We start from the raw sequence: 23,456 nt of genomic DNA, 5'->3' as shown, positions 1-23,456 counted from the left end.
CGGTGGAGAAATCGAGTTGGCACCAGACTTCAGTCCAGTGGAGCGGTAGGACTGCCCTGTCGTGCCCGTCCTTGACAGCTTCCATGGACTCGCATCCGGCCTTGAGTCGTTGTCCCGATGTGCACGCGAGTATCAAGGCCGCGTCGATGGAAGGTTTGATGGGGGAGTTGATTGAGCGCGGAGTTCGTGGAAGCGCTTCGTCAGCCGAACTCGATCACTACTTTGCCGGCGGCATGGCCGTCTTCGACGGCAGCGAGCGCTTCCCCAGCGCGGGAGAATGGGTACCGCCCGGACACGGACGGGTCGAGGATCCCGTCGGCCACGAGCGCCGCGACCTCCGTGAATACTGCTGTAGTTCTTCGGCGTTCGACACCACCGCCGCCGAGTCGGCTCGCCGCCAGAGGATCGGCGATGCTCAGGATCGGCGCGTCCGGTCGGGCGAGCTCAGCGCCGCGAGTGAGAGTGTCCCCGCCGACCAGGTCGAAAACCGCGTCCACTCCGACTGGGGACAACGCGGACACGTCGTCTGCGAAGCCGTCCCCCGACGCAACCCAACGTGCTCCCGCTTCCTCGATCGCGGTTCTCTTGGACTCGCTCGCGACACCGATCACGTTGATACTCCGCGCCAGTGCAAGCGCGATCGTGCTGCGACCAACGCCGCCGCCGGCGCCGAGCAGCAGGAGTGTCGCCCCGGGTTTCAGACCGAGATCGTGGAGTGCGTCGAAGGCCGTTCCTGCCGCAACCGTCAGCACTGCGGCATCGGCCCAGGACACGGTGGGCGGCTTGTGTGCTGTCGAGGAGACGTTGAGCAATGTCGACGCGGCGTAGCCGCCGAAGCCGGTCGCGGTAGCGCCGAACACTTCGTCGCCGACCTCGAACTCGGTGACCCGCGGACCTACTCCGATGACAACACCGGACACTTCGCGGCCCAGAACCGCAGGCAGCGTCACCGGGACGGTATCTTTTCGAGTACCCGCGCGAACTTTCCAGTCAGCGGGGTTGACGCCCGCCGCGCGGACCGAGACCAGCAGTTGGCCGGCACCGGGCGGGGGCAGGGTGACGTCGAAGTAGGACTGTGTGTCGGGTCCGCCGTACTCGGTGAAGCCGTATGCCGTCGTCATGCCTGCCAGCCTATTGTCCGGTAGGCGGGAAGTGGTGTCGGTGGCACCTGATTGGATGGTCGGATGCTGCATGGACTCTGGTCACCGGGATCGGGGCTCAAACTGTGGGTCGACGGGCACGACGGTGCCGGAACCGACGATCCGCGAGATCCGGTCAGTGCTGTCCTGCATCGTAAGTTCCGTCATCGTGTGAATGTCGCTATGCCGCCCGTGCCTGGCGGGCCTTTGCAGAGTGAGTACGCAGCTGTTGCGTTGGCGCCGCCGGACGCAGTCGCTCTCCTGCTGCGGTTCAAGGCCGACGATCAGCGAATCGCGGGAGACCTGCACTTTCTCGTGCACGTGGCGCGAGGAATCGACCGTTGGGTGCGCGCCGGCCGGGTGGTGCCGGCGCTGACGCGAGCCGAGGGTAGTTGGTGGCCGCGGTGGCAGTTGTCGGTGGGGGAACGCCAGCGCGCCTGGATCGGCGAATTGGTAGTGGCCATGCCGCCGGTGCAGCGGTCAGTCGGCTCGCCGAGGGCGACGATCGAAGACATCACGAACGAACTCACGGACCCGATCGTCCGTCGTGTTCTCGGTGACTCGCATCCGGTGGTGCAGACCCCGCTGTGGCAGGCCGTGTTGTCCGGGGACGCTTTCGACGACGTGTCGGTACGAGCGGCCGAGGGACTCGCCGAATGGGGGTCGACGTTCACCGCCGGAGAGCCGGACCTGGTTCTGCGGCTGATCGAGCCTGAACTCGACGACAATTCCGATCCCGACGACGATGCGCTGTGGCGTCTGCACGTGTGTTTGCGTCCCGAAGGTGAAGCGCCCGAACGTGTTCGACTGCACCGGGCAGATCCCAAACGTATCCAGCTCGGCAGCCGCAAACTCGAAGAGGCGATCAAGGCTTACCCACGTTTTCGCGACGTGCCGCGCGACGAGGACAGTCTCGACCTGTTGCTGCCCACTCCTGTCGTGATGGACCTGGTCGGACACGGCGCGATAGTCCTGCGAGAGCGAGGGATCACGCTGCTGCTTCCGCGTGCCTGGAACGTGGTGTCTCCATCCCTGCGTGTGCGGGTGACCTCGGCGGCGTCTCCGATCGTTGCGGAGAATCGTACGGTCGGTATGGACCAATTGCTGGAATACGATTGGGAATTGGCGCTCGGAGACAAGGTGCTCACCGCCGAGGAAATGACCCGACTGGTCGATGCGAAGTCCGATCTGGTCCAGTTGCGCGGCGAGTGGGTTCAGGCGGACAAAGACGTCCTGGCCCGCGCGGCTCGTTTTGTCAGTCAGCGGCACTCGAGCGGGGACCGAGCGATTGTCGATCTGATCAAGGATTTGATCGCCGACGACCTCAAAGACCTGCCGGTCGAAGAAGTGAAGGCAACCGGATGGGCCTCTGCACTGCTCGACCAGTCGGTAGCTCCGCGGCAGGTCGCGGTACCGTCGACGGTCAACGCGACTTTGCGTCCGTATCAACGACGCGGTCTCGACTGGTTGGCGTACATGAGTGCTCTCGGGCTCGGCGCGGTACTGGCCGACGACATGGGTCTGGGTAAGACGCTGCAACTGTTGGCGTTACTTGCGCACGAGAAGTCCAAGACAGCAACCCTTTTGGTGTGCCCGATGTCGGTTGTGGGAAACTGGCAGCGTGAATCGGCGCGATTCGTGCCGAGCTTGCGCGTCTACGTTCATCACGGTTCGGATCGCGCTACCGGGGCGGAGTTGGAACAGGCAGTTCGTGAGAGTGACCTGGTGATCACCACCTACGCGCTCATGACCCGCGACGTCGCGGCCCTCAAGGATCTCGACTGGCGGCGCGTAGTGCTCGACGAGGCTCAACACATCAAGAACGCCAAGACATCTCAGGCGAGAGCTGCTCGCAGCATCCCCGCGGATCATCGCGTTGCTCTGACCGGAACGCCGGTGGAGAACCGACTGGACGAGCTGCGGTCAATCCTCGATTTTGCCAATCGCGGGGTACTCGGCTCGGAGCAGATGTTCCGCAAAAGGTTTGTCGTACCGATCGAGCGGGAAAAAGATCAACTTGCCGTCTCGAGACTGCGAGCCGTCACGTCCCCCTTTGTGCTGCGACGGGTCAAGACCGATCCCTCCGTGATCGCGGATCTCCCGGAGAAGTTGGAGATGACGGTTCGAGCGAATCTCAGTGAGGAACAGGCGGCGTTGTACCGCGCCGTGGTGGACGAGATGATGGCGCAGATCAAGGGAACGGAAGGGATGAAGCGCAAAGGCGCCGTCCTGTCTGCGCTGACCAAACTCAAACAGGTGTGCAATCATCCGGCGCACTTCCTGCGCGACGGTTCGCCGGTGATGCGCCGCGGGCAACACCGTTCGGGAAAACTTGGCCTGGTCGAAGATATCGTCGAGTCGGTCACGGCCGATGACGAGAAGGTTCTGTTGTTCACACAGTTTCGTGAGTTCGGGGAATTAGTGGTGCCGTACCTGGCCGACCGGTTCACCACCGAGGTTCCGTTTCTCCACGGCGGCGTGTCCAAAGCTGGACGCGACGCGATGGTCGAGGCATTCCAAGGCGCAGACGGTCCGCCCATCATGGTGCTCTCGCTCAAGGCCGGCGGCACGGGTCTGAATCTCACAGCGGCCAACCATGTGGTTCACCTCGACAGATGGTGGAACCCGGCGGTTGAGAACCAGGCGACGGACCGTGTCTTCCGCATCGGTCAGAGAAAGAACGTGCAGGTCCGCAAGATGGTGTGTGTCGGAACTTTGGAAGAGCGAATCGACACGATGATCGCGAGTAAAAGTGAACTCGCCGAACTTGCAGTCGGGACCGGTGAGAACTGGGTGACGGAGATGAGCGTCGAGCAATTGGACGAGTTGTTGCGACTCGGCGACGACGCGGTGGGCGAATGAGTCCGCGCGGTAAGGGCCCCGATTTCAGCGAGTACACCGGGCCTCGGCGGCGGGCACCTGCGCCGGTCAAGCCTCGTCCAGCGTTCGGGAGAACGTTCTGGGGCAAGGCTTTTGTCCGCGTCGTCGAAGAGATCGGCGACAAACCTCGTGTCACGCGTGGGCGAACGTATGCGCGTTCGGGTCAGGTTTTGGCGCTCGACATCGAACCGGGAGTGGTGACGGCCGAGGTTCAGGGCAGCCAACTTCAACCTTTCGTTTCCACGCTCTCGATCGACACTCTTGATCAATCGGATATCGACGACATCATCACCAAGATCCGCCGAGTGCCGGGAAGCCTTGCCGCGCTGGTGTCCGGCACTGTCCCGGACATGCTTGCTGCCCAACTGATACCGGACGGCCCGTCGGCTTTCCGTTTCGACTGCACCTGCCCCGATGTCGGCTGGCCGTGCAAACACGCTGCGGCCGTGGCGTTCTTGACTGCCGAGCGGATCGACACCGATCCGCTGAGGTTGCTGAGACTTCGCGGGGTCGACCTGGAGCAGTTGATCGGGGGAGTGGAGGACGAGTCGACTGTTCCGGTAGACGTCGAGAATTGGTTCGGAATCGCGGCTGCCCTCCCCGCGCTACCGAAGGTGCAATTTCGACCGGCGATAGACGATCTGGATATCCGCCGTCTGCGTGAGGCGGTTGCGGCACTGGGATTGGACATGGCTCAGCAGAACGTCGCCTTGGACGAAATACGGTCCATCTACCGACGGTTGGACGGTTGAAATCGGACAACTCCGGACTGATGCTAGTTTCCTACCGTGAATTCCAGTATCGTTAATTGGACCGGTCCGGTCGGGACCTGCCCGCGATTTCAGATCGTTATCGTCGGCGAATAGACGACTATTCATTTCTCGGAGGGACAGTCGCTGTGATGCCCGTTCATTTGCGCGACAGCGCAATACCCAAACATGAGCAGTTGCGCACCATTCTCCTGCGCAAGTGCACCCAAGAACTCCAGCCTGGCGACTTGATGACCAGCGAGCGAAACCTGATGCAGGACTACGGCGTCAGTCGGATCACTGTTCGCGAGGCCATCGGCCAGTTGGTCAATGACGGACACCTCGTGCGTGTGCGTGGCAAGGGCACCTTTGTCGCGCACCGCGCTGTCCAGTCCAAGCTGCACCTTGCGTCGTTCACCGAGGAGATGAGGGCCCAGGGGCATCACCCCACCACAGTGGTCCTGGTCAGTGAGCAGGGGCCGGTCCCCGAAAGCACTGCTGCCGCACTGAATATGAGACCGGGTTCCGAGGGGTATCACGTCAAGCGCTTGCGCCTCGCCGACGGCGAGCCGGTGAGTGTGGACGACGGCTGGTTCAATCCGGAACTGTTGCCTGGTCTACTCGACATGGACTTGACGGGTTCGATCTACCGGGCGACCGCTGACAAGTACGACAAGCCGATCGACCGGGCAGAGCAGACTGTCAGTGCAGATGGTGCCAGTACGGAGATCGCGACTCTCCTCGGCACTCGTAAAGGCGCTCCGGTTCTGTACTTCGATCGAGTGTCGTTCAGTGAGATCGCGCCGGTCGAACACACTCGCAGTTGGTACCGATCCGACCGCTACCAGTTGCAGATGGAAGTCCAGGGCCAGGCGCGGCCCAAAACGCGCGGCGACCAATAGCCATCGTTCGAAACGAAAGGGCGAGCACACCTTCCGGTGTGCTCGCCCTTTGCGTTACGCCGACCAGTCGAACAGAGTGTCGCCTGTGGCGACATCCCCACCGACGGAAGGGGATTCGACGGTGTCCGGTTTGGAATCCATTACGACAACCGGGCAGATCGCCGAGTAGCCGGTCGTGTCGATGTGCGCTGGATCGAAGCTGACAATGGGATCACCCGCATCGACGGTGTCACCCTCGGCGGCGATGAGCGTGAATCCGTCGCCTTCGAGCTTGACCGTGTCGATGCCGATATGGACCAGCACGCCGGTGGCCTTCTCGCCGAAGATCACAAACGCGTGGGGGTGCAGTTTCAGGATCTTTCCGCTGATCGGCGCCACGACCGTGAGCGGGCCTTGACCGCGGGCGGGTTCGATCGCGACGCCCGAGCCGACCATCTGCTGAGCGAACACCGGGTCCGGGACGTCCGCGAGTGCGACGACCCGGCCGGGCAGCGGGGCGAGGACGACCGTCACAGGATGTCCTCGATGTCCTCGGCAAGGGTGTCGGCCTCGGGCCCGACGATGACCTGGACAACCGTTCCGGCTTTGAGCACGCCGTGTGCGCCGGCAGCCTTGAGAGCGGACTCGTTCACCTTCGCTCCGTCCTTGACCTCGGTACGCAGGCGGGTGATGCAAGCCTCGATCTCGACGATGTTCTCTGCGCCGCCGAGGCCCTTGATGATTGCTTCCGCTTTCGACATTTGCTGCTCCTGATTGTCGGGTTGGTCGTGATCGTTGAACGGTCGTACAGGTGGGCTGACTAGTTGCTGGTCAAGGCTATCCCGGTTACGTATGTCACATTTGGGTGTTGACAACTCGCCTCGACCAGGTAAAACTACAACTGGTTATGACCGGACAGTACCCGTTGGAAGTCCGGCTCCACAACAGTTTCGACAAAACGGTTTTGCCCTCACTTCCGAGCATGAACCGTGACCTGCATTTTCACGAAACCTGCACGTGCACGACACCCGAATTTCCAGAACCAGCGGCCGATCGCGACGCGGCCCGGCGAACGAAGAAGGTCCTTGATGACTCTCGAAGACACCCCGAAGAAGGAATCGAAAGTGTTCGCCGGGGTTCAACGCCTCGGCCGAAGCTTGATGCTTCCGATCGCCGTTCTGCCGGCTGCAGGAATCTTGCTCCGCCTCGGCCAGGACGACCTGCTCGGGCGATTCAGTTCGATGCACAGTGCTGCTGCAGTGATCTCTGCAGCAGGACAAGCAGTCTTCACGTGGCTGCCGCTGATCTTCGCCGTCGGTATCGCGATCGGCTGGGCCAAGAAGGCCGACGGCTCGACTGCCTTGGCAGCCGTCGTCGGCTACATGGTGATCGACGGAGTGTTCAAGGCGATGTCGCCCATCGTCCTCGAAGGGAAGACCGACCCGAACGGGGATCAATCACTGATCAACTACGGTGTGCTCGCCGGTATCGTGATGGGCTTGCTGTCGGCGATCTTGTGGCAGCGGTTCTATCGAACGAAGCTTCCCGATTATCTCGGATTCTTCAACGGGCGCAGGCTCGTTCCCATTCTGACAGCGATCACCGGTCTTGTCGTCGGTGTCCTGATGGCATTCGTCTACCCGTTGTTCAACTCCGGATTGAACTGGGTCGGTGAAGCAGTTGCTTCCAATACCGTTGTGGGCGGCGGCATTTACGGCGCAGCGAACCGCCTCCTGATCCCCACCGGCCTGCATCACATCTTGAACTCCGCCGTGTGGTTCCTGATCGGCGACTACCAGGACGCGAGCGGTCAGATCGTTCGCGGTGACCTCAACCGGTTCTTCGCCGGCGACCCAACTGCCGGCACGTTCATGACCGGCTTCTTCCCGATCATGATGTTCGCCCTCCCCGCTGCAGCCTTCGCAATCTGGCGCAACGCCAAGCCTTCTCAGAAGAAGCTCGTCGGCGGCATCATGCTCTCCACCGGCCTGACCGCATTCCTCACCGGTATCACCGAGCCGCTCGAATTCTCCTTCATGTTCGTCGCGTGGCCGCTGTACGTCATCCACTCGCTCCTGACCGGAACGTCGATGGCCTTGGTCAATGCGCTGGGGATTCACGACGGATTCACGTTCTCCGCAGGCTTCTTCGACTACGTGTTGAACTTCGGCAAGGCCACCAACGCGTGGATGTTGATCCCGATCGGACTCGGCTACGCCGTGATCTACTACTTCCTTTTCAGCTTCGTCATCAAGAAGTGGAATCTGCGCACGCCGGGACGAGAAGAAGAGGTCGAGGTGGCCGCAGGTGAGCCCGACGCCGCGCTGCTCGAGGCCGAACTGGCACTGGCTGCCGAAGGTGACAGCCGCACCGACGCCCCGCTCGTCGCCGAACTGGAAAACAAGCTCGACAAGGAACTGGGAGGACGCTGATCATGGCGATCGCAACCACGACAATCGGATCCCGAGTCGGGCTCCACGCACGACCCGCAGCGCTCTTCGCGCGCGCCGCGGCCGACCTGCCGGTCGACGTCACCATCTCGCTGGGCGACGGCGAACCCGTCGACGCCTCCAGCATGTTGTCTGTCATGACTCTCGGAGCCGCATTTGGGGATTCGGTGACGTTGCGTGCTGACGGTGACGGCGCCGATGCTGCGGTCGGTTCGCTCGCAGAGCTTCTCGCCTCCGAACTGGACGAAGCCTGATGACGGCGAGTGTGGACAACCGCATCGCGGGTATCGGAGTGAGCGCGGGTTCGGTCTGTGCGCCGTGGTTGCGATTCTCCACGCCTGAGCCGACTTCGGCGTCGGACCCGATCACCGGCAGTCCCGAGGCGGAGCTGATCAGGATCCGTGAGGCACTGGACGCCGTCGCGGAGGAACTGCTCTCGCGTGCAGAGACAGTCGAGGGCGTGTCGGCGGAGATCCTGACGACCTCGGCTGCGATGGCGCGCGATGCGGGCATCGTGAAGGCGGCCAAGGCGAACCTGGAATCGGGGTTGCCGACCGCACACGCCGTCGCGGTTGCCTTCGACGCATTCTGTGAAAAGCTCACGGCGCTCGGTGGGTACATGGCCGAGCGGGCAACGGATTTGCGCGATCTCGGGCAGCGAGCCGTGGCCGTTCTTCGCGGGGAACCGATGCCCGGAATCCCCGCTCCCGGTCATCCGTACATCCTGGTGGCGCGCGACCTCGCTCCGGCAGATACAGCGACGTTGGGCAACAGTGACGTGGTCGGATTGTTGACTGCCGAAGGAGGTCCGACCAGCCACACCGCAATCTTGGCGAAGTCGCTCGGAATCCCGGCCGTGGTCAACTGCTCGGGAACCGATCTGCTGGCGGAGGGAAAACTCCTCATCCTCGACGGCACCACCGGGACGGTCACCATCGATCCCTCGGCAGAAATGCGCGAGCGCGCTGTCCTCGAAGCATCGTTCGTGGCAGAGCAGTCAGCTTCGGCACATGGTCCAGGACGCACGCGTGACGGGTTCGCGGTGAGGTTGTCGGCCAACATCGGAACCCTCGAGGACGCCGCGCGGGCCGGGGCGGCGGATTGTGAGGGCGTCGGACTGTTCCGCACCGAATTCTCGTATCTCGGGCGCCACGACGCACCTTCGGTGGAGGAGCAAGCGCAGACGTATGCGTCGGTGCTCGGGCACTTCGCCGGACAGAAGGTGGTGGTCCGCACTCTCGATTCGGGTTCGGACAAGCCGTTGCCGTTTCTCGATCTCGGGGTCGAGGAGAATCCGGCCCTTGGTGTCCGCGGGCTCCGTGTCGGCACGGTCTATCCCGACACCCTCATCAGTCAGCTCGACGCCCTCGCGGCGGCAGGCAACGCGACGGGCGCCGATCTGTGGGTGATGGCGCCGATGGTAGCCACTGCCGACGAGGCGAAAGACTTTGCAGAACTTGCGCGTTCGCGGGGGATCGGCAAGGTCGGAGCAATGATCGAGATTCCAGCTGCAGCGTTGCGAGCGAAGGATATCCTCGAGCACCTCGATTTTGTCAGTATCGGCACCAACGATCTGAGCCAGTACACCTGCGCCGTGGATCGTATGGCCGGAGGCCTGGCGCAACTGCTCGATCCGTGGCAGCCGGCGGTCCTCGATCTGATCGCGATGGTCGGTCAGGCGGGCGCCGACGCCGGGAAACCTGTTGGTGTGTGCGGAGAATCCGCGTCGGACCCGCTGTTGGCTCCGGTTCTGGTCGGTTTGGGCGTGACGAGTCTGTCGATGTCGGTCCCGGCATTGGGCGCAGTTCGCGCGCAACTGGCCTCTCTCGATCTGGCGGTGTGCAAGGACATGGCCGCTGCGGCGCGGGGCGCGCGAAACCCGCTCGAGGGTAGAGCAGCTGTCGCGCGGATTCGCGAGTCAGCATGAGTACATCAGGCTCGGCTGCTGCCGGCGATCCGCTCGTACTGCGGGGAACGGTGATCGGATCTCCGATCGGCAAGATTCACGACGGAGTTGTGGTCGCGGACGGTGAGAAGATCAGCTGGGTCGGCTCGGCTGCAGACTACGTGGCGTCCGCACCGGTCGTCGTCATTCCGGAACGCACCGACACGGTGATCATGCCCGGCCTGATCGATGTGCACAGCCACGGCGCAGCTGGTGCTGGTTTCCCGAACACCGACGCCGATGGTGCGAGCCTCGCTGCGGCGCACCATTGTGAGCACGGCACGACCGGAATGCTGGCCAGCCTGGTCTCTGCACCGCGCGCAGATCTGGTGCGACAAGCAACGATGCTCGCCGATCTGGTCGAACGCGGAGAACTTCTGGGTATCCACCTCGAGGGGCCGTTCATCAACGGCGTTCGCTGCGGTGCCCAGGATCCGGCGGCGATCGTGCCCGGCGATCCGGACCTTCTCGAAGCCGTCTGTGACGCTGCGCGGGGGACCGTGCGGTCCATGACCTTGGCGCCCGAGACCGAGAACTTCGAAGAGTTGCTCGCGATCATGCGTCATCGCAATATCGTGCCGAGTTTCGGTCACACCGATGCGGACGCGGCAACGACATCGGCGCGCATCGACGCTGCGGTGCAAGGGGATTGGGCCGGTCAGATCAGCGCAACCCACCTCTTCAACGGGATGCCGCCCCTGCACCATCGATCTCCGGGTCCCGTGGCGGCGTGCCTGGCGGCTGCCGCGAGAGGCGAGATGGTGGTGGAACTGATCGCAGACGGTGTGCATCTTGCGCCCGAGACCGTGTCGATGGTCTTCGACGCTGTCGGACCGGACCAGATCGCCTTGGTCAGTGATTCGATGGCCGCGGCCGGAATGGACGACGGCGACTACCAACTCGGTGCGCTCGACGTCACGGTTGCCGACGGGGTAGCAAGACTCGCGACCACCGACGGCAGTTCCGGTGCCATCGCCGGAGGGACTGCAAGATTGCTCGACGTGCTTCGCAGCACTGTCTTCGACGGCGGCGTCGCGCTGGAAGACGCTGTCGCAGCGGCAACTCGGAGCCCTGCGCGTCTGCTGGGGCTTGGCGACCTGATCGGATCGCTGGCCGTGGGCTGCCGAGCCGACATCGTGGTCACCGATCGTCACTTGCGCCTGGGGCGTGTACTACTCGGCGGAAAAGCCGCCGGAAAGGAACAATCATGGAAATCGTAATTCAGCCGACACCCGCGGAGGTCGACTCGACCGTCGCGGACATCGTCGAAGGCTACGTCAGAGCCGGGGCGACGACGCTTGGGCTTGCAACGGGGTCGTCGCCGATCGGAACCTATCGTGAACTGGCAGCGAGGCATCGCGATGCCGAACTCGACTTCTCGCTGGCTCGGGCGTTTCTGCTCGACGAGTACCTGGGATTGCCGAAACGCCATCCGCAGTCGTACTACTCGGTGATTCGGTCGGAGTTCGTCGATCACGTCAATCTGGATCCGGCGATGGTGTCGAGTCCCAACGGTGAAGCACCGTGCCCGGAGAAAGAGATCGCACGATACGACCAGAGCATCGCGGCGGCCGGGGGAGTGGACGTGCAGTTGCTCGGCATCGGCACCGACGGTCACATCGGCTTCAACGAGCCAGGATCGTCGTTGACCTCGAGAACTCGCGTGAAGACGCTGACCGAGCAGACCCGGATCGACAACGCACGGTTCTTCGACGGGGTGGACGACGTCCCACACCATGTGCTCACCCAGGGGCTCGGAACCATCAGCGATGCACGGCATCTGGTGATGATCGCGACCGGAGAAGGTAAGGCCGATGCGATCGCCGCTGCCGTCGAAGGTCCGTTGTCTGCGTTCTGCCCGGCTTCGGTGATGCAATTGCATCGCCATGTCACCGTCGTGATCGACGAAGCTGCGGCCAGTTCGCTCAAACTTGCCGACTACTACCGGTATGCGCTCGAGCACAAGCCGTCGTGGCAGTCCTTCTGACATGACGGTTCTGGAGCTGGCGGTGCAGGACGTGCGGGGGGCGAGGATCGCACGTTCGGTAGGAGCGACTCGAGTCGAGTTGTGTGCGGCGCTCGGTCCGACGGGGGGATTGACGCCAAGCATTGGAGTGATCGAGGCAGCGTCGGAAGTGGGGATCGCGGTTCACCCGCTGATCCGTCCGCGCGCCGGAGGTTTTGTGTTCTCACCCGACGAAGTGTGGGTGATGGAGCACGACGTACGTGCGGCCGTGGCCGGTGGAGCTTCCGGCATCGTGGTCGGCGCGCTGACAGAAGACAATACGATCGACACCGTCGTGCTGCGTCGCGTCATCGGATGCGTGGACCGTGCGAGGGTCGAGGTGACGGTACATCGTGCGATGGACGTGGTGGCCGACCGACTGACCGCGCTGGACGAACTGATCGACCTGGGCGTGACCCGCGTGCTGACGTCCGGGGGTGCGGATACCTGCAGCGAGGGTCTCGACGAGATCGGTCGAATGGTCGAACATGCCGCAGGCCGGATCCAGATCATGGCCGGTGGCGGAATAACCGTCGACGACATCCCGGCAATCGCCGCCGTCGGCGTCGATGCGGTGCATCTCTCGGCACGCAAGGTTGTCGCGGTGTCCGGTGGCCCGGGCGGGGGATCGGACGGATACGACGTCACCGATGCAGTAGTCGCGCAGGAAGCGGCAGCCGCGCTCCGCGCTGTGCGCCTTTATTAACCCCCCGCGGTTAATAAAGGCGCACAGCCCTTGGGCTCTAGACATACATGGACATCCAACTATAGGATGATAGACATATTCACTGCTGCCTCCTGGGCGGTCCATACGAGCAAGGAACGGGTTAGCACAATGGTTGAAAATGCGACGGTTCACGAGTTGACGCACTTCGTCGGTGGCAAGCGTGTTCCCGGGACATCTGATCGATTTGCGGACGTGTTCGATCCCAACACCGGCAAGGTGCAGGCCCGCGTCCCCCTCGCGAGCAAGGCCGAGACCGAAGCCATCATCGCCAATGCCGAAGAGGCGCAGCAGGTGTGGGCAGCATTCAACCCGCAGAAGCGCGCCCGCGTGCTGATGAAGTTCCTGCAGCTCGCTCAGGCCGAGATGGATTCTCTGGCCCGCCTCCTCTCGTCCGAGCACGGCAAGACCGTCGCCGACGCCAAGGGTGACATCCAGCGTGGCCTCGAGGTCATCGAGTTCGCCGTCGGCGCTCCGCACCTGCTCAAGGGTGAATTCACCGAGAGTGCCGGCACCGGCATCGACGTGTACTCCATGCGTCAGCCGCTCGGCGTCGTCGCAGGCATCACGCCCTTCAACTTCCCCGCGATGATCCCGCTGTGGAAGGCCGGCCCCGCCCTCGCCGCCGGTAACGCCTTCATCCTCAAGCCCTCCGAGCGTGACCCCTCTGTCCCGCTGCGACTGGCTGAGCTGTTCCTCGAAGCCGGACTGCCTGCGGGTGTGTTCAACGTGGTCAACGGTGACAAGGAAGTTGTCGACGTCCTGCTCACCGACGATCGCATCAAGGCTGTCGGCTTCGTCGGCTCCACGCCGATCGCTCAGTACATCTACGAGACGGCCGCAGCTCACGGCAAGCGCGCGCAGTGCTTCGGTGGCGCCAAGAACCACGCCATCGTCATGCCGGACGCAGACCTCGACGAGGTTGCCGACGCCCTGATCGGTGCAGGCTACGGCAGCGCCGGTGAGCGTTGCATGGCCATCTCGGTTGCCGTTCCGGTCGGCGAGGAGACCGCGGACGCTCTTGTCGCGAAGCTGAAGGAGCGCGTCGCGAAGCTCAAGATCGGTCGCAGTGACGACGAAGGCGTCGATTTCGGACCGCTCGTTTGCCAGGATGCCCTCGACCGCGTCAACAACTACGTGCAGATCGGCATCGACGAAGGCGCAACGGCAGTCGTCGACGGCCGCGGCTTCACCCTCGAAGGCCACGAAGGTGGATTCTTCGCCGGCGCAACCCTGTTCGACAACGTCACCTCGGACATGCGCATCTACAAGGAAGAGATCTTCGGACCTGTCCTTCAGGTGGTTCGCGCTGCCGATTACGAAGAGGCACTGCGTCTTCCGACCGAACATGAGTACGGCAACGGCGTCTCCATCTTCACCCGCGACGGCGACACCGCGCGTGACTTCACCGCTCGCGTCAACGTCGGCATGGTCGGCGTCAACGTGCCGATCCCGGTCCCGATCGCGTACCACACCTTCGGTGGCTGGAAGCGCTCCGGCTTCGGTGACCTGAACCAGCACGGTCCCGACTCCTTCCGCTTCTACACCAAAACCAAGACGGTGACGCAGCGTTGGCCTTCCGGCAAGAAGGAAGCAGGTCAGGAGGGTCGCTCCGTAGACTCCGCTCCTGACAACCACTTCGTCATCCCCACGATGAACTGATCGGACTACCTTCCATGTTTACTCTGACCGATGACGAGCGGGCGATTCGTGACACTGCCCGCGACTTCGCGGCCGAGCATCTGGCGCCCAACGCAGTGGAGTGGGATCAGACCAAGCATTTCCCGGTGGACGTTCTCCGCAAGGCGGCGTCCCTGGGGATGGGCGGGATCTACATTCGCGAGGATGTCGGTGGCAGTGAGCTGAGCCGCGTCGACGCTGCCCGGATCTTCGAAGAGCTGGCCAAGGGCGATCCGTCGATCGCCGCGTACATCTCCATCCACAACATGGTCACGTGGATGATCGACCAGTTCGGCAACGACGAACAGCGCCACAAGTGGGTCCCCGGACTCTGCTCGATGGATCAACTGGGCAGCTACTGCCTCACCGAACCCGGCGCTGGCTCCGATGCTGCGGGCTTGAGCACCAAGGCCGTTCGTGACGGCGACGACTACATCCTCAACGGCGTCAAGCAGTTCATCTCCGGCGCAGGCACTTCCTACGTGTACGTCGTGATGGCACGCACCGGATCTGCCGGTGCCAAGGGGATCTCGGCGTTCATCGTGCCCAAGGATTCGCCCGGACTGTCGTTCGGTGCCAACGAGGTCAAGATGGGCTGGAACGCGCAGCCCACCCGTCAGGTGATCTTCGAAGACGTGCGAGTTCCTGCCGCCAACATGCTCGGTGAAGAGGGCAGCGGCTTCCGCATCGCTATGAAGGGTCTCAACGGCGGCCGGCTGAACATCGCCGCCTGCTCGGTCGGTGGGGCCCAGGCAGCGCTGGAGAAGGCAGTCGCATATCTGGTGGACCGCAAAGCTTTCGGTTCGGCACTGATCGAGTCGCAGGCCCTGCAGTTCCAGCTCGCCGACATGCGTACCGAACTCGAAGCGGCCAGGACGTTGCTGTGGCGCGCCGCTGCCGCACTCGAAGACGGAGCGTCCGACGTCGTGGAGTTGTGTGCGATGGCCAAGCGCTTTGCCACCGACACCGGGTTCGACGTAGCCAACAAGGCTCTCCAGCTTCACGGCGGGTACGGCTATCTTGCTGAGTACGGGATCGAGAAGATCGTCCGCGATCTTCGGGTTCATCAGATCCTCGAAGGCAGCAACGAGATCATGAGGGTGGTCATCGCGCGCAGCGTGGTCGCATCAGGTCAGGGAAAGCAAGGAGCAGCATGAGCGACGAGCTCGAGGTATTGATCGAAAAGCGTGACGGACTGGGGCTCATCACCCTCAACCGGCCCAAGGCGATCAACGCACTCAACCACTCGATGGTCAAGGCGATGGCCAAGGCACTCGCGGAATGGAAGTACGACGACGACGTCAAGGCGGTCGTACTCACGGGCGCCGGCGAGCGTGGTCTGTGCGCCGGCGGCGACATCGTCTCGATCTACCACGACGCCAAGGACGGCAAGACCGGTTCGCTCGATTTCTGGCGTGAGGAGTACATCCTCAATTCCGAGATCGCGAACTACCCGAAGCCGTACGTCGCAATCATGGACGGGATCGTCATGGGCGGCGGCGTCGGAGTGTCCGCACACGGCGACATTCGCATCGTGACCGAGCGCTCGATGATCGGAATGCCCGAGACCGGAATCGGTTTCATCCCTGACGTGGGCGGAACTTACCTGCTCTCGCGTGCTCCCGGTGAACTCGGAACGCACATCGCGCTCACCACGGCGCGACTGAGCGCCGGCGATGCCATCGCAGCAGGCTTCGCGGATCACTTCATCCCGTCGGAGAACATCGAGACGTTCATCGCCGCACTCGCGTCGTCTTCGGTTGCCGACGCCGTGGCGCAGTACGCGGAGCCGGCTCCGGTGTCGGAACTGTTGGCCCAGCAGAGCTGGATCGACGCCGCGTACTCTGCCGACGACGTCTCCACCATCGTCGAACGTCTTCGAGCGAGTGGAATCCCCGAGGCGGAGAAGGCAGCGGAGCAGATTCTCGGCAAGTCCCCGATTGCACTGTCGGTGACCCTGCGATCCCTGCGACATGCCAAGGAAGCAGCAAGCTTGGAAGAAGTCCTCAACGAGGAGTTCCGGGTCTCGACGGCAGCGCTCGCCTCACACGACCTGGTCGAGGGTATTCGCGCCCAGGTAGTCGAGAAGGACCGAAACCCGAAGTGGTTGCCGGCAACCCTCGAAGATGTCACGGCTGAATCCGTCGATGCCTACTTCGCCCCGCTGGGCGACAACGAGCTCGGACTCACCCCTCAACCGCAAGGCAACTGATCACCGCCGAAGGAGCATCACTAATGAGCACCATTGGATTTATCGGACTCGGTCACATGGGTGGCCCGATGGCGGCCAATCTCGTCAAGGCCGGACACAAGGTCGTCGGTTTCGATCTGGCACCCGCGGCGCTGGAGCAGGCAGTCAAAGACGGTGCATCGGTAGCGGATTCGGCGGTCGACGCCGTTCGCGGTGCCGACGTCGTGATCACGATGCTGCCGAGCGGTAAGCATGTTCTGGGTCTGTACGAAGAGCTGCTGCCGGTGGCAACACCGGGCACGCTGTTCATCGACTGTTCCACCATCGACGTCGCAGACGCCCGCGAGGCACACGACAAGGCCGAAGCGGCCGGTCACCGCAGCGTCGACGCACCGGTCTCCGGTGGAGTCGTCGGGGCTACCGCAGGCACGCTGGCATTCATGGTCGGCGGTTCCGAGGCTGACTTCCAGGCCGCGTCACCGTTGCTGGACGTGATGGGCCGCAAGGTCGTTCACTGCGGCGACGCCGGTGTCGGCCAGGCTGCCAAGATCTGCAACAACATGATCCTCGGCATTTCGATGATCGCGATCAGCGAGGCATTCGTGCTGGGCGAGAAGCTCGGCCTGAGCAACCAGGCGCTCTTCGACGTGGCGTCCAACGCCTCGGGGCAGTGCTGGGCACTGACCACCAACTGCCCGGTACCGGGACCGGTGCCCACCAGCCCGGCCAACAACGACTACCAGCCCGGCTTTGCTGTCGCGCTGATGGACAAGGACCTCGGTCTGGCTGCAAATGCGCTGCGCAACAACGGCGTCGATGCGGAGATCGGGCTCAAGGCCGCGGAACTCTACAGTCGCTTCCACGCCGCGGGCGGTGGCGGTCAGGACTTCTCTGCCATCATCAACGACATCCGTGACCGTTCGACCGAAGGACAGTAGTGACCGACTTCAACACCATCATCCTCGAGCGTAAGGGTCGCGTCGGCGTCATCACGCTCAACCGCCCGAAGGCTCTCAACGCCCTGAACTCCGAGCTGATGAACGAGGTCGTCGCCGCGGTTGCCGACCTCGAAGCGGACAACGGCATCGGAGCCATCCTGATCACCGGTTCCGAGCGCGCCTTCGCCGCCGGCGCCGACATCAAGGAAATGCAGTCCAAGACGTACATGGACGCATACGTCGAAGATTTCTTCACCCCGTGGGATCGCGTCGCAGCCGCTCGTAAGCCGCTGATCGCCGCCGTCTCCGGGTACGCGCTCGGTGGTGGCTGCGAACTGGCGATGCTCTGCGATTTCATCATCGCTTCGGATACCGCGAAGTTCGGCCAGCCCGAGATCAAGCTCGGTGTCATTCCGGGTATCGGTGGCTCACAGCGCCTTACGCGCGCCGTGGGTAAGGCCAAGGCCATGGAGCTGTGCCTGACCGGCCGCAACATGGACGCAGAAGAGGCCGAGCGCGCAGGCCTGGTTGCCCGGATCGTTCCGGCCGCCGAGTTGCTCGACGACGCATTGAAGACCGCAACCACCATCGCCGAGATGTCGCTGCCGATTGCGATGATGGCCAAGGAAGCGGTCAACCGTTCCTTCGAGACCACACTTGCCGAGGGCGTCCGCTTCGAGCGTCGGGTGTTCCACTCGACCTTCGCGACGGAGGATCAGAAGGAAGGCATGACCGCGTTCGTGGAGAAGCGGTCCGGCGAGTTCAAGCACCGCTGAAATTCGTTAGCGCTGAACTTTCGAACAGCTGAAACTGCCCTCACACTCGTCGAGAGTGTGAGGGCAGTTTCTTTGTGTGTACGGGTCGTCGGTTCACCACTTGGTGGGCGCGCCGCCGGTGTCGAAGTCGCCCGCAGTCTTGCGAAGTTCAGTGAGGATCGTCACCAATTGCTCGAGCTTGTCCTGCTGGAGTCCGGGGTGTGCGAACACTTTGCTGTTGAGCATTTCAGTGGCTTCGAGGGCCAGCGCGCGACCCGCGTCGGAGATCTCGATGAGCGTCGCACGTCGATCGCTGGGATGCGGGACCCGTCTGACCAGCTCCGCTTTCTCCAAACGGTCGACGGCATTGGTGACGCTGGTGGGGTGAACCTGGAGTCGGGCACTTGCCTTGGCCATCGGGAGGGCGCCCGACCTGGTGAAGGTGAGAAGCGTCAGCAGTTCGTAGCGGGCGAAGGTCAGCCCGAGAGGCTTGAGTACCTCTTCGACCCGCGCCATCATGATCTGTTGCGCACGCATCACCGACGTGACCGCAGCCATACCGTCGGCGACATCGCTCCAACCGTGCTTCGTCCACTGACGATGCGCCTCTTCGATGGGGTCGAGGGGGAGCGGCGCGGGGGGAGACATAAGTTCGATCATCCCATGCTGGCAAGCGGTCGGGTGCCTTGTCTGATTGTGTGTCGCAGCCGCTTACGTCTGTAGAGTCCCACGGGTGATTTCAATCCTCGTAGCGGGTGGCGTCTCGTTGTTCGTCGCGCTCTTCCTGACTCCGTTTCTCATTCGTGTGCTTTCGCGGCAGGGGCTCGGGCACGAGATTCGGATCGAGGGTCCGCAGAGTCATCAGGGCAAGCGTGGCACCCCGTCGATGGGCGGCATCGCGATCATCGCCGGCATGTGGGCGGGCTACCTGGCGGCACACATCATCGGTTTCGGCTCGCGGCTACCGCGGTTGTCTGCATCCGGTTGGCTGGTTCTCGCGCTGGCGACGTCACTGGGAATCGTCGGCTTTCTCGACGACTTCATCAAGATCCGCAAGAAGCGCAATCTCGGGCTGAACAAGACGGCAAAGACCGTCGGTCAGCTGGCGAGCGCCATCATCTTCGGCATTCTGTTCCTGCAGTTCTCCAACAACAACGGAGTCACCCCCGGAAGCCAGTACCTGTCCCATGTGCGAGATATCTCGGTGTTCTCCATGGGTGCCATCGGCTTTGTGGTCTTCTTCTGCATTCTGGTGTTCGCCTGGTCCAACGCCGTCAATTTCACCGACGGTCTCGATGGTCTCGCGGCCGGTTCGATGGGCATGATCCTGGGGACCTACGTCGTCATCGCCGGTTGGCAGTACCGGAACTCGTGTGTCCTCGAGCCTGCCGCCGGTTGCTACGACGTTCGTGACCCCCTGGATCTCGCTATCGTCGCTGCCGCGGCAGGCGGGGCGTGCCTCGGCTTCCTCTGGTGGAATGCCGCCCCGGCTCAGATCTTCATGGGTGACACCGGCTCCTTGGCGCTGGGCGGCCTGGTGGTCGGCCTGTCCGTCACGACGCACACCGAGTTGCTGATGGTCATCATCGGCGCCCTGTTCGTGGCTGAGATCCTGTCGGTGATCATCCAGGTTCTGGTCTTCCGATCGTCCGGCCGACGCGTATTCAAGATGGCCCCGATCCATCATCACTTCGAGTTACTCGGTTGGCCGGAAACCGTCGTGATCGCAAGATTCTGGATCTTCGTCGCGATCTCGTGCGTCCTTGGACTTGCCACCTTCTACAGCGAGTGGTTCTCCGCTGCCGGTTAGACCGATTCACTCTTTCGGGTCGTATCACTCTTTCGGGTCGTAGCCAGAAGAGCGACCAGACCGAGCGACACACACGCCGTCATCGTGACGGCCAGTGCTGTGCTCGTGTTTCCCAGCAGGCCGACGGCCGGCGCGATGGCCGCACCGACGCCGAACTGGAATGCACCGAGCATTGCCGCGGCAGTACCGGCCGCTTCGCCGTGACGAGCGAGCGCCAGTGCCGGGGCGTTGGGAAGAACGAACCCGATGGCACCGGCCATGACCCACAGTGCGATCACGAATCCGGCGAGCCCGCCCAGTTCCAGGACCGCGACAGCAATGACGACGGCCCCGGAGAGAACGGCAGCCACGAGGGCCCACTTGGTGATCTGCTGAGGAGTCCAGCGATCGAGCAGTCGGACGTTGACCTGCGAAGCACCGATCAACGCAATCGCGCCCGCACTGAAGAGCAGCGCGAACTCCTGCTGATTGAGGCCGTACTGATCTTGATAGACAAACGACGCGCCTGAGACATACGCGAACAACGACGCCATACCGACGCTGGAGACGAGCGTCAGGACCATGAACGTGCGGTCGCCGAGCAGCGAACCGTAGGTGCGGAGAACCGACTTCAATCCGCTCGGGCGACGCTTTTCCTTCGGCAGTGTTTCGGACAGTCCGAAAGCACCGATAATCGCTGTGCCGACGCCGATCAGTGCCAGGACGACGAAGATCCCGCGCCAGTCGAGGGCGACGAGGAGGACGCCACCGATGCTGGGCGCCAGGATCGGCGCAACGCCGAGCACGAGCATCAGCCGGCTCATCACGACGGCAACGGTGTTACCGCTGTAGAGGTCGCGGACGATCGCCATGGTGACCACTGCCGCGGCCGCCGCGCCCATGCCCTGGAAAACCCGCAGGATGCCGAGGACCGCGATGCTCGGTGCGAAGACCGCCAGCAGCGAAGCCAGGATGTGCACACCGATCCCGGCGAGCAGCGGCTTCTTGCGGCCGAGAGTGTCCGAGAGCGGCCCGACCAACAGCTGTCCGAGTGCGAGGCCGATGAGAGTTCCGGTGATCGTCAGCTGAACCGTTGACGACGAGACCCCGAGATCGGCGCCGATATCCGGCAGCGCGGGCAGGTACATGTCGATGGTGAAGGGCCCGAGCGCAGTCATGGAACCGAGGGCAAGAATCTTCCCGACGCTGGGCTTACGGTCGACACTGCTCATTTCCAGCGGGGCTGCCTCCAAGGGCGGAGCTGCCTTCACGGGCGGGGCAACGGCGGTGTTCTCGGCACTCATGAAACCTTCTGGGTTGTCTGGGTCTGGCGAACTGCTCGGTCGTTCGGGCGAAATTCGTATGATCTGCGCCCGCCGAGGGAGTCAGCATCGAGACTGACCGATTTGTTCCCGAAGGGCTCGCAGTTTTCCCAGAGACTGGAACGGCGGGTGGGATCGCACTCGAATCATGCTGAGCGGAACTGTGGTTCGACGCCGTGACTCAGGGCAGAGTTACTCACTGACGCGGGTGTGGCTGAGTGGCTAGGCACCGGCCTGCAAAGCCGTTCACACGGGTTCGAGTCCCGTCATCCGCTCGTGTCGGAGACCGGCAGGCATACCGCCTGCCGGTCTTCCTTGTGAGGTCCCGGTTCACGGGGTCGGCTGCGATAGTCTGGGCTGCCGGAGCGAGCGGACCATATGAGTGAGGCACTGAATTGATTTCGGGACAGGACCTGCGATCACGGCGCTTGGACGTGGGGATCAGTCAGTTCCAGTTCGCCCGTCAAGCGGGAGTCTCGTCAGCCGTCGTCTCCGCGTGGGAACTCGACAAGGCGTATCCGAAGCCACCGGCGGAACGAGCAGTTCTCACGGCCCTCTCCGCGCTGGAAGCGGCCAAGCGTGAGGGTACGTACGCGGCCCCCCGGAAGCGATCGAGCGGCAGTACCCGTGCGCGTCGAGTGACACCGGTCAACGACCCCGCCTCGGTGGCCAGGCGTGCCGTCGCGGGGGCAGGAAGCGGCGGCCCCACCGTATTGACAGCGTTCTCGGGTTGTGGCGGTATGGCCGAAGGCTTTCGGATGGCGGGGTTTTCGGTGGAGGGATACATCGAAGTCGTGCCGGAGGCGCGTGCGACCTTCGATCGGAACTTCCCCGGCGCGAGGTGCCTCGGCGAGGACATTCGGGCGATCGACGAAGCCCGGGTGAAAGATCTTCTGGCACAAGTGGACATCGATGTGTTGGCTGGGGGACCGCCGTGTCAGGGGTTCAGCCTCGCCGGCCGGCGAGACCGCGACGATCCGCGCAACCATCTCTTCCGGAACCTGCTGCAGCTCGCCGAATTGGTGAAGCCGAAGGTCTTGGTGATGGAAAACGTGCGACTGCTGCTCAGCATGAAGGACCCGGACGGTGGGATGGTCGTCGACCGGATTCTCGGCGAGATGGCTGCATGCGGTTACGACGCATCGGTCAACACGGTCAATGCGCAGGATTACGGCGTCCCGCAGTTCCGGGAACGAGTGTTCATCGTGGCGACCCGCCGCGACAGTAGTATCGGGCCGCTGCGTTTTCCGCCGAAGACTCACGGCGTGAATGGTGTTGCACCGCTGAGGACTTTTCGCGATGCCACCGTCGACCTGGCCCCGCTGGAATCCGGGCAGGCTTGCGAGACGGACCCGCTGCACTGGGCCGTCGAGCATCCCGAGCACGTCTTGCGGTGGCTGCGTGATGTACCAGAAGGAATGTCGGCGCACGACAACGAGGATCCGGCCATGCGACCGTCGTCCGGCTACAACACGACGTACAAGCGACTCCGGTGGGACGAGCCGGCGTCAACGGTCGGAACCACTTTCGGGATGATCTCGGCTTCACGCAACGTGCATCCGAAACACACACGATCGTTGACCGTTCGAGAAGCTGCTCGCCTCCAGACCTTTCCCGACGACTACGTCTTCGAGGGTAAGTGGGGAGCGGTGCGCACGATGATCGGCAATGCGGTGCCGCCGCAGCTGGCGTCGGTACTGGCAGGAGAGATCAAGAAGGCACTCGGCTGAGATAGAGCAGCTACGGAAAATGGGGCCGACAATGTCGGCCCCATTTCGAGTTACGCCCTGGCAGGGGTGTGGTGCAAGCGAATCAGCTGAGGTTGAGCTTGGCGATCAACGGCTGGACGACCTTGATGATGTCGATGACGGCGCTGAGGGTGTTGATGGAACCCATGTTTCGGTCCTCCGTGTCGTATGTACAGGTTTGTATGTACAAGGTTGTGTCTGCGTGGTGTTTCTGTACGACCTTGTGTCGCAGACACAAGTTAGCAAACTGGACGCTTGTT

22 protein-coding genes and 1 tRNA gene are annotated in these 23,456 nt (G+C 63.1%); 17 read left to right on the top strand and 6 right to left on the bottom strand.

The genetic code is table 11. From position 1 onward, the window contains the following. Positions 1-200: 200 nt before the first annotated feature. The gene (locus ABX74_RS16030) at positions 201-1,121 is read right to left on the bottom strand and encodes an NADP-dependent oxidoreductase (protein WP_047889201.1); all 921 of its coding nucleotides are present in this window, start codon (positions 1,119-1,121) and stop codon (positions 201-203) included. A gap of 63 nt (positions 1,122-1,184) precedes the next feature. Between ABX74_RS16030 and ABX74_RS16025 the strand changes: the two genes are divergently transcribed. The 3 genes from ABX74_RS16025 to ABX74_RS16015 all read left to right on the top strand — a co-directional run bounded on the left by ABX74_RS16025 (position 1,185) and on the right by ABX74_RS16015 (position 5,670). Then, positions 1,185-4,001 carry a DEAD/DEAH box helicase gene (locus ABX74_RS16025; protein WP_047889200.1) on the top strand — a complete coding sequence of 939 codons (2,817 nt, stop codon included), beginning with the start codon at positions 1,185-1,187 and terminating at the stop codon, positions 3,999-4,001. Further along, complete coding sequence (locus ABX74_RS16020; protein ID WP_007726128.1) at positions 3,998-4,771, top strand: SWIM zinc finger family protein; 774 nt, start codon at positions 3,998-4,000, stop codon at positions 4,769-4,771. Before ABX74_RS16025 ends, ABX74_RS16020 begins: the two co-directional genes overlap by 4 nt. A gap of 149 nt (positions 4,772-4,920) precedes the next feature. Continuing rightward, the gene (locus ABX74_RS16015) at positions 4,921-5,670 is read left to right on the top strand and encodes a GntR family transcriptional regulator (RefSeq protein WP_019749216.1); all 750 of its coding nucleotides are present in this window, start codon (positions 4,921-4,923) and stop codon (positions 5,668-5,670) included. Positions 5,671-5,724: 54 nt separating this feature from the next. Here the strand turns inward: ABX74_RS16015 and ABX74_RS16010 are convergent, their stop codons facing one another. After that, the gene (locus ABX74_RS16010) at positions 5,725-6,183 is read right to left on the bottom strand and encodes a PTS glucose transporter subunit IIA (RefSeq protein ID WP_019749215.1); all 459 of its coding nucleotides are present in this window, start codon (positions 6,181-6,183) and stop codon (positions 5,725-5,727) included. Beyond that, a complete protein-coding gene (locus tag ABX74_RS16005) occupies positions 6,180-6,410 on the bottom strand; it encodes a glucose PTS transporter subunit EIIB (RefSeq protein ID WP_003941324.1) in 231 nt (76 codons plus the stop codon). The genes ABX74_RS16010 and ABX74_RS16005 overlap by 4 nt, the downstream gene beginning before the upstream one ends. A gap of 327 nt (positions 6,411-6,737) precedes the next feature. Here ABX74_RS16005 and ABX74_RS16000 point away from each other — a divergent pair, with 327 nt between their 5' ends. The 11 genes from ABX74_RS16000 (at position 6,738) to ABX74_RS15950 (ending at position 18,358) form a co-directional block, all read left to right on the top strand. After that, positions 6,738-8,081 carry a PTS transporter subunit EIIC gene (locus tag ABX74_RS16000; protein ID WP_047889199.1) on the top strand — a complete coding sequence of 448 codons (1,344 nt, stop codon included), beginning with the start codon at positions 6,738-6,740 and terminating at the stop codon, positions 8,079-8,081. A gap of 2 nt (positions 8,082-8,083) precedes the next feature. Further along, complete coding sequence (locus tag ABX74_RS15995) at positions 8,084-8,353, top strand: HPr family phosphocarrier protein (protein ID WP_019749212.1); 270 nt, start codon at positions 8,084-8,086, stop codon at positions 8,351-8,353. After that, positions 8,353-10,026, top strand: coding sequence for a phosphoenolpyruvate--protein phosphotransferase (ptsP, locus tag ABX74_RS15990; RefSeq protein WP_041815049.1), 1,674 nt, complete (start codon positions 8,353-8,355; stop codon positions 10,024-10,026). The genes ABX74_RS15995 and ptsP overlap by 1 nt, the downstream gene beginning before the upstream one ends. Then, positions 10,023-11,264 carry an N-acetylglucosamine-6-phosphate deacetylase gene (locus ABX74_RS15985; protein WP_047889198.1) on the top strand — a complete coding sequence of 414 codons (1,242 nt, stop codon included), beginning with the start codon at positions 10,023-10,025 and terminating at the stop codon, positions 11,262-11,264. Before ptsP ends, ABX74_RS15985 begins: the two co-directional genes overlap by 4 nt. Next, positions 11,252-12,031: a glucosamine-6-phosphate deaminase gene (gene nagB / locus ABX74_RS15980; RefSeq protein WP_021334281.1), complete on the top strand. Its 780-nt coding sequence runs from the start codon at positions 11,252-11,254 to the stop codon at positions 12,029-12,031. Before ABX74_RS15985 ends, nagB begins: the two co-directional genes overlap by 13 nt. 1 nt (position 12,032) lies before the next feature. Further along, positions 12,033-12,755, top strand: coding sequence for a copper homeostasis protein CutC (locus ABX74_RS15975; RefSeq protein WP_019749208.1), 723 nt, complete (start codon positions 12,033-12,035; stop codon positions 12,753-12,755). A gap of 129 nt (positions 12,756-12,884) precedes the next feature. Beyond that, the gene (locus tag ABX74_RS15970) at positions 12,885-14,435 is read left to right on the top strand and encodes a CoA-acylating methylmalonate-semialdehyde dehydrogenase (protein ID WP_042445510.1); all 1,551 of its coding nucleotides are present in this window, start codon (positions 12,885-12,887) and stop codon (positions 14,433-14,435) included. 14 nt (positions 14,436-14,449) lie between these two features. Continuing rightward, positions 14,450-15,610 carry an isobutyryl-CoA dehydrogenase gene (locus tag ABX74_RS15965; protein ID WP_047889197.1) on the top strand — a complete coding sequence of 387 codons (1,161 nt, stop codon included), beginning with the start codon at positions 14,450-14,452 and terminating at the stop codon, positions 15,608-15,610. Further along, positions 15,607-16,665, top strand: coding sequence for an enoyl-CoA hydratase/isomerase family protein (locus ABX74_RS15960; RefSeq protein WP_007726146.1), 1,059 nt, complete (start codon positions 15,607-15,609; stop codon positions 16,663-16,665). The genes ABX74_RS15965 and ABX74_RS15960 overlap by 4 nt, the downstream gene beginning before the upstream one ends. 23 nt (positions 16,666-16,688) lie before the next feature. Further along, positions 16,689-17,582: a 3-hydroxyisobutyrate dehydrogenase gene (gene mmsB / locus ABX74_RS15955; RefSeq protein ID WP_003941308.1), complete on the top strand. Its 894-nt coding sequence runs from the start codon at positions 16,689-16,691 to the stop codon at positions 17,580-17,582. After that, positions 17,582-18,358, top strand: coding sequence for an enoyl-CoA hydratase (locus ABX74_RS15950; protein ID WP_047889196.1), 777 nt, complete (start codon positions 17,582-17,584; stop codon positions 18,356-18,358). Before mmsB ends, ABX74_RS15950 begins: the two co-directional genes overlap by 1 nt. A gap of 93 nt (positions 18,359-18,451) precedes the next feature. Here ABX74_RS15950 and ABX74_RS15945 read toward each other — a convergent pair whose 3' ends face one another. Beyond that, positions 18,452-18,985: a MarR family winged helix-turn-helix transcriptional regulator gene (locus ABX74_RS15945; RefSeq protein ID WP_020970065.1), complete on the bottom strand. Its 534-nt coding sequence runs from the start codon at positions 18,983-18,985 to the stop codon at positions 18,452-18,454. Positions 18,986-19,070: 85 nt separating this feature from the next. Here ABX74_RS15945 and mraY point away from each other — a divergent pair, with 85 nt between their 5' ends. After that, complete coding sequence (gene mraY / locus ABX74_RS15940) at positions 19,071-20,147, top strand: phospho-N-acetylmuramoyl-pentapeptide-transferase (RefSeq protein ID WP_003941316.1); 1,077 nt, start codon at positions 19,071-19,073, stop codon at positions 20,145-20,147. On the opposite strand, the gene ABX74_RS15935 is transcribed toward mraY, so the two are convergent. Then, positions 20,144-21,430 carry a multidrug effflux MFS transporter gene (locus ABX74_RS15935; RefSeq protein WP_144419583.1) on the bottom strand — a complete coding sequence of 429 codons (1,287 nt, stop codon included), beginning with the start codon at positions 21,428-21,430 and terminating at the stop codon, positions 20,144-20,146. The genes mraY and ABX74_RS15935 overlap by 4 nt on opposite strands. A gap of 222 nt (positions 21,431-21,652) precedes the next feature. Between ABX74_RS15935 and ABX74_RS15930 the strand changes: the two genes are divergently transcribed. After that, positions 21,653-21,723: transfer RNA gene (locus ABX74_RS15930), tRNA-Cys, on the top strand. 159 nt (positions 21,724-21,882) lie between these two features. Next, on the top strand, positions 21,883-23,178 hold the full coding sequence (gene dcm, locus ABX74_RS15925) for a DNA cytosine methyltransferase (protein ID WP_021334279.1): 1,296 nt from the start codon (positions 21,883-21,885) through the stop codon (positions 23,176-23,178). An 82-nt stretch (positions 23,179-23,260) separates the two neighbouring features. Here the strand turns inward: dcm and ABX74_RS30765 are convergent, their stop codons facing one another. After that, positions 23,261-23,386: a hypothetical protein gene (locus tag ABX74_RS30765; RefSeq protein ID WP_255246884.1), complete on the bottom strand. Its 126-nt coding sequence runs from the start codon at positions 23,384-23,386 to the stop codon at positions 23,261-23,263. Positions 23,387-23,456: the final 70 nt, after the last annotated feature.

This window comes from Rhodococcus sp. ARP2, from assembly GCF_001029585.1.
Taxonomy (GTDB): domain Bacteria; phylum Actinomycetota; class Actinomycetes; order Mycobacteriales; family Mycobacteriaceae; genus Rhodococcus_F; species Rhodococcus_F erythropolis.
Note: the sequence above shows the minus strand (reverse complement) of the source record. Positions and strands in the feature narration are given on the sequence as shown.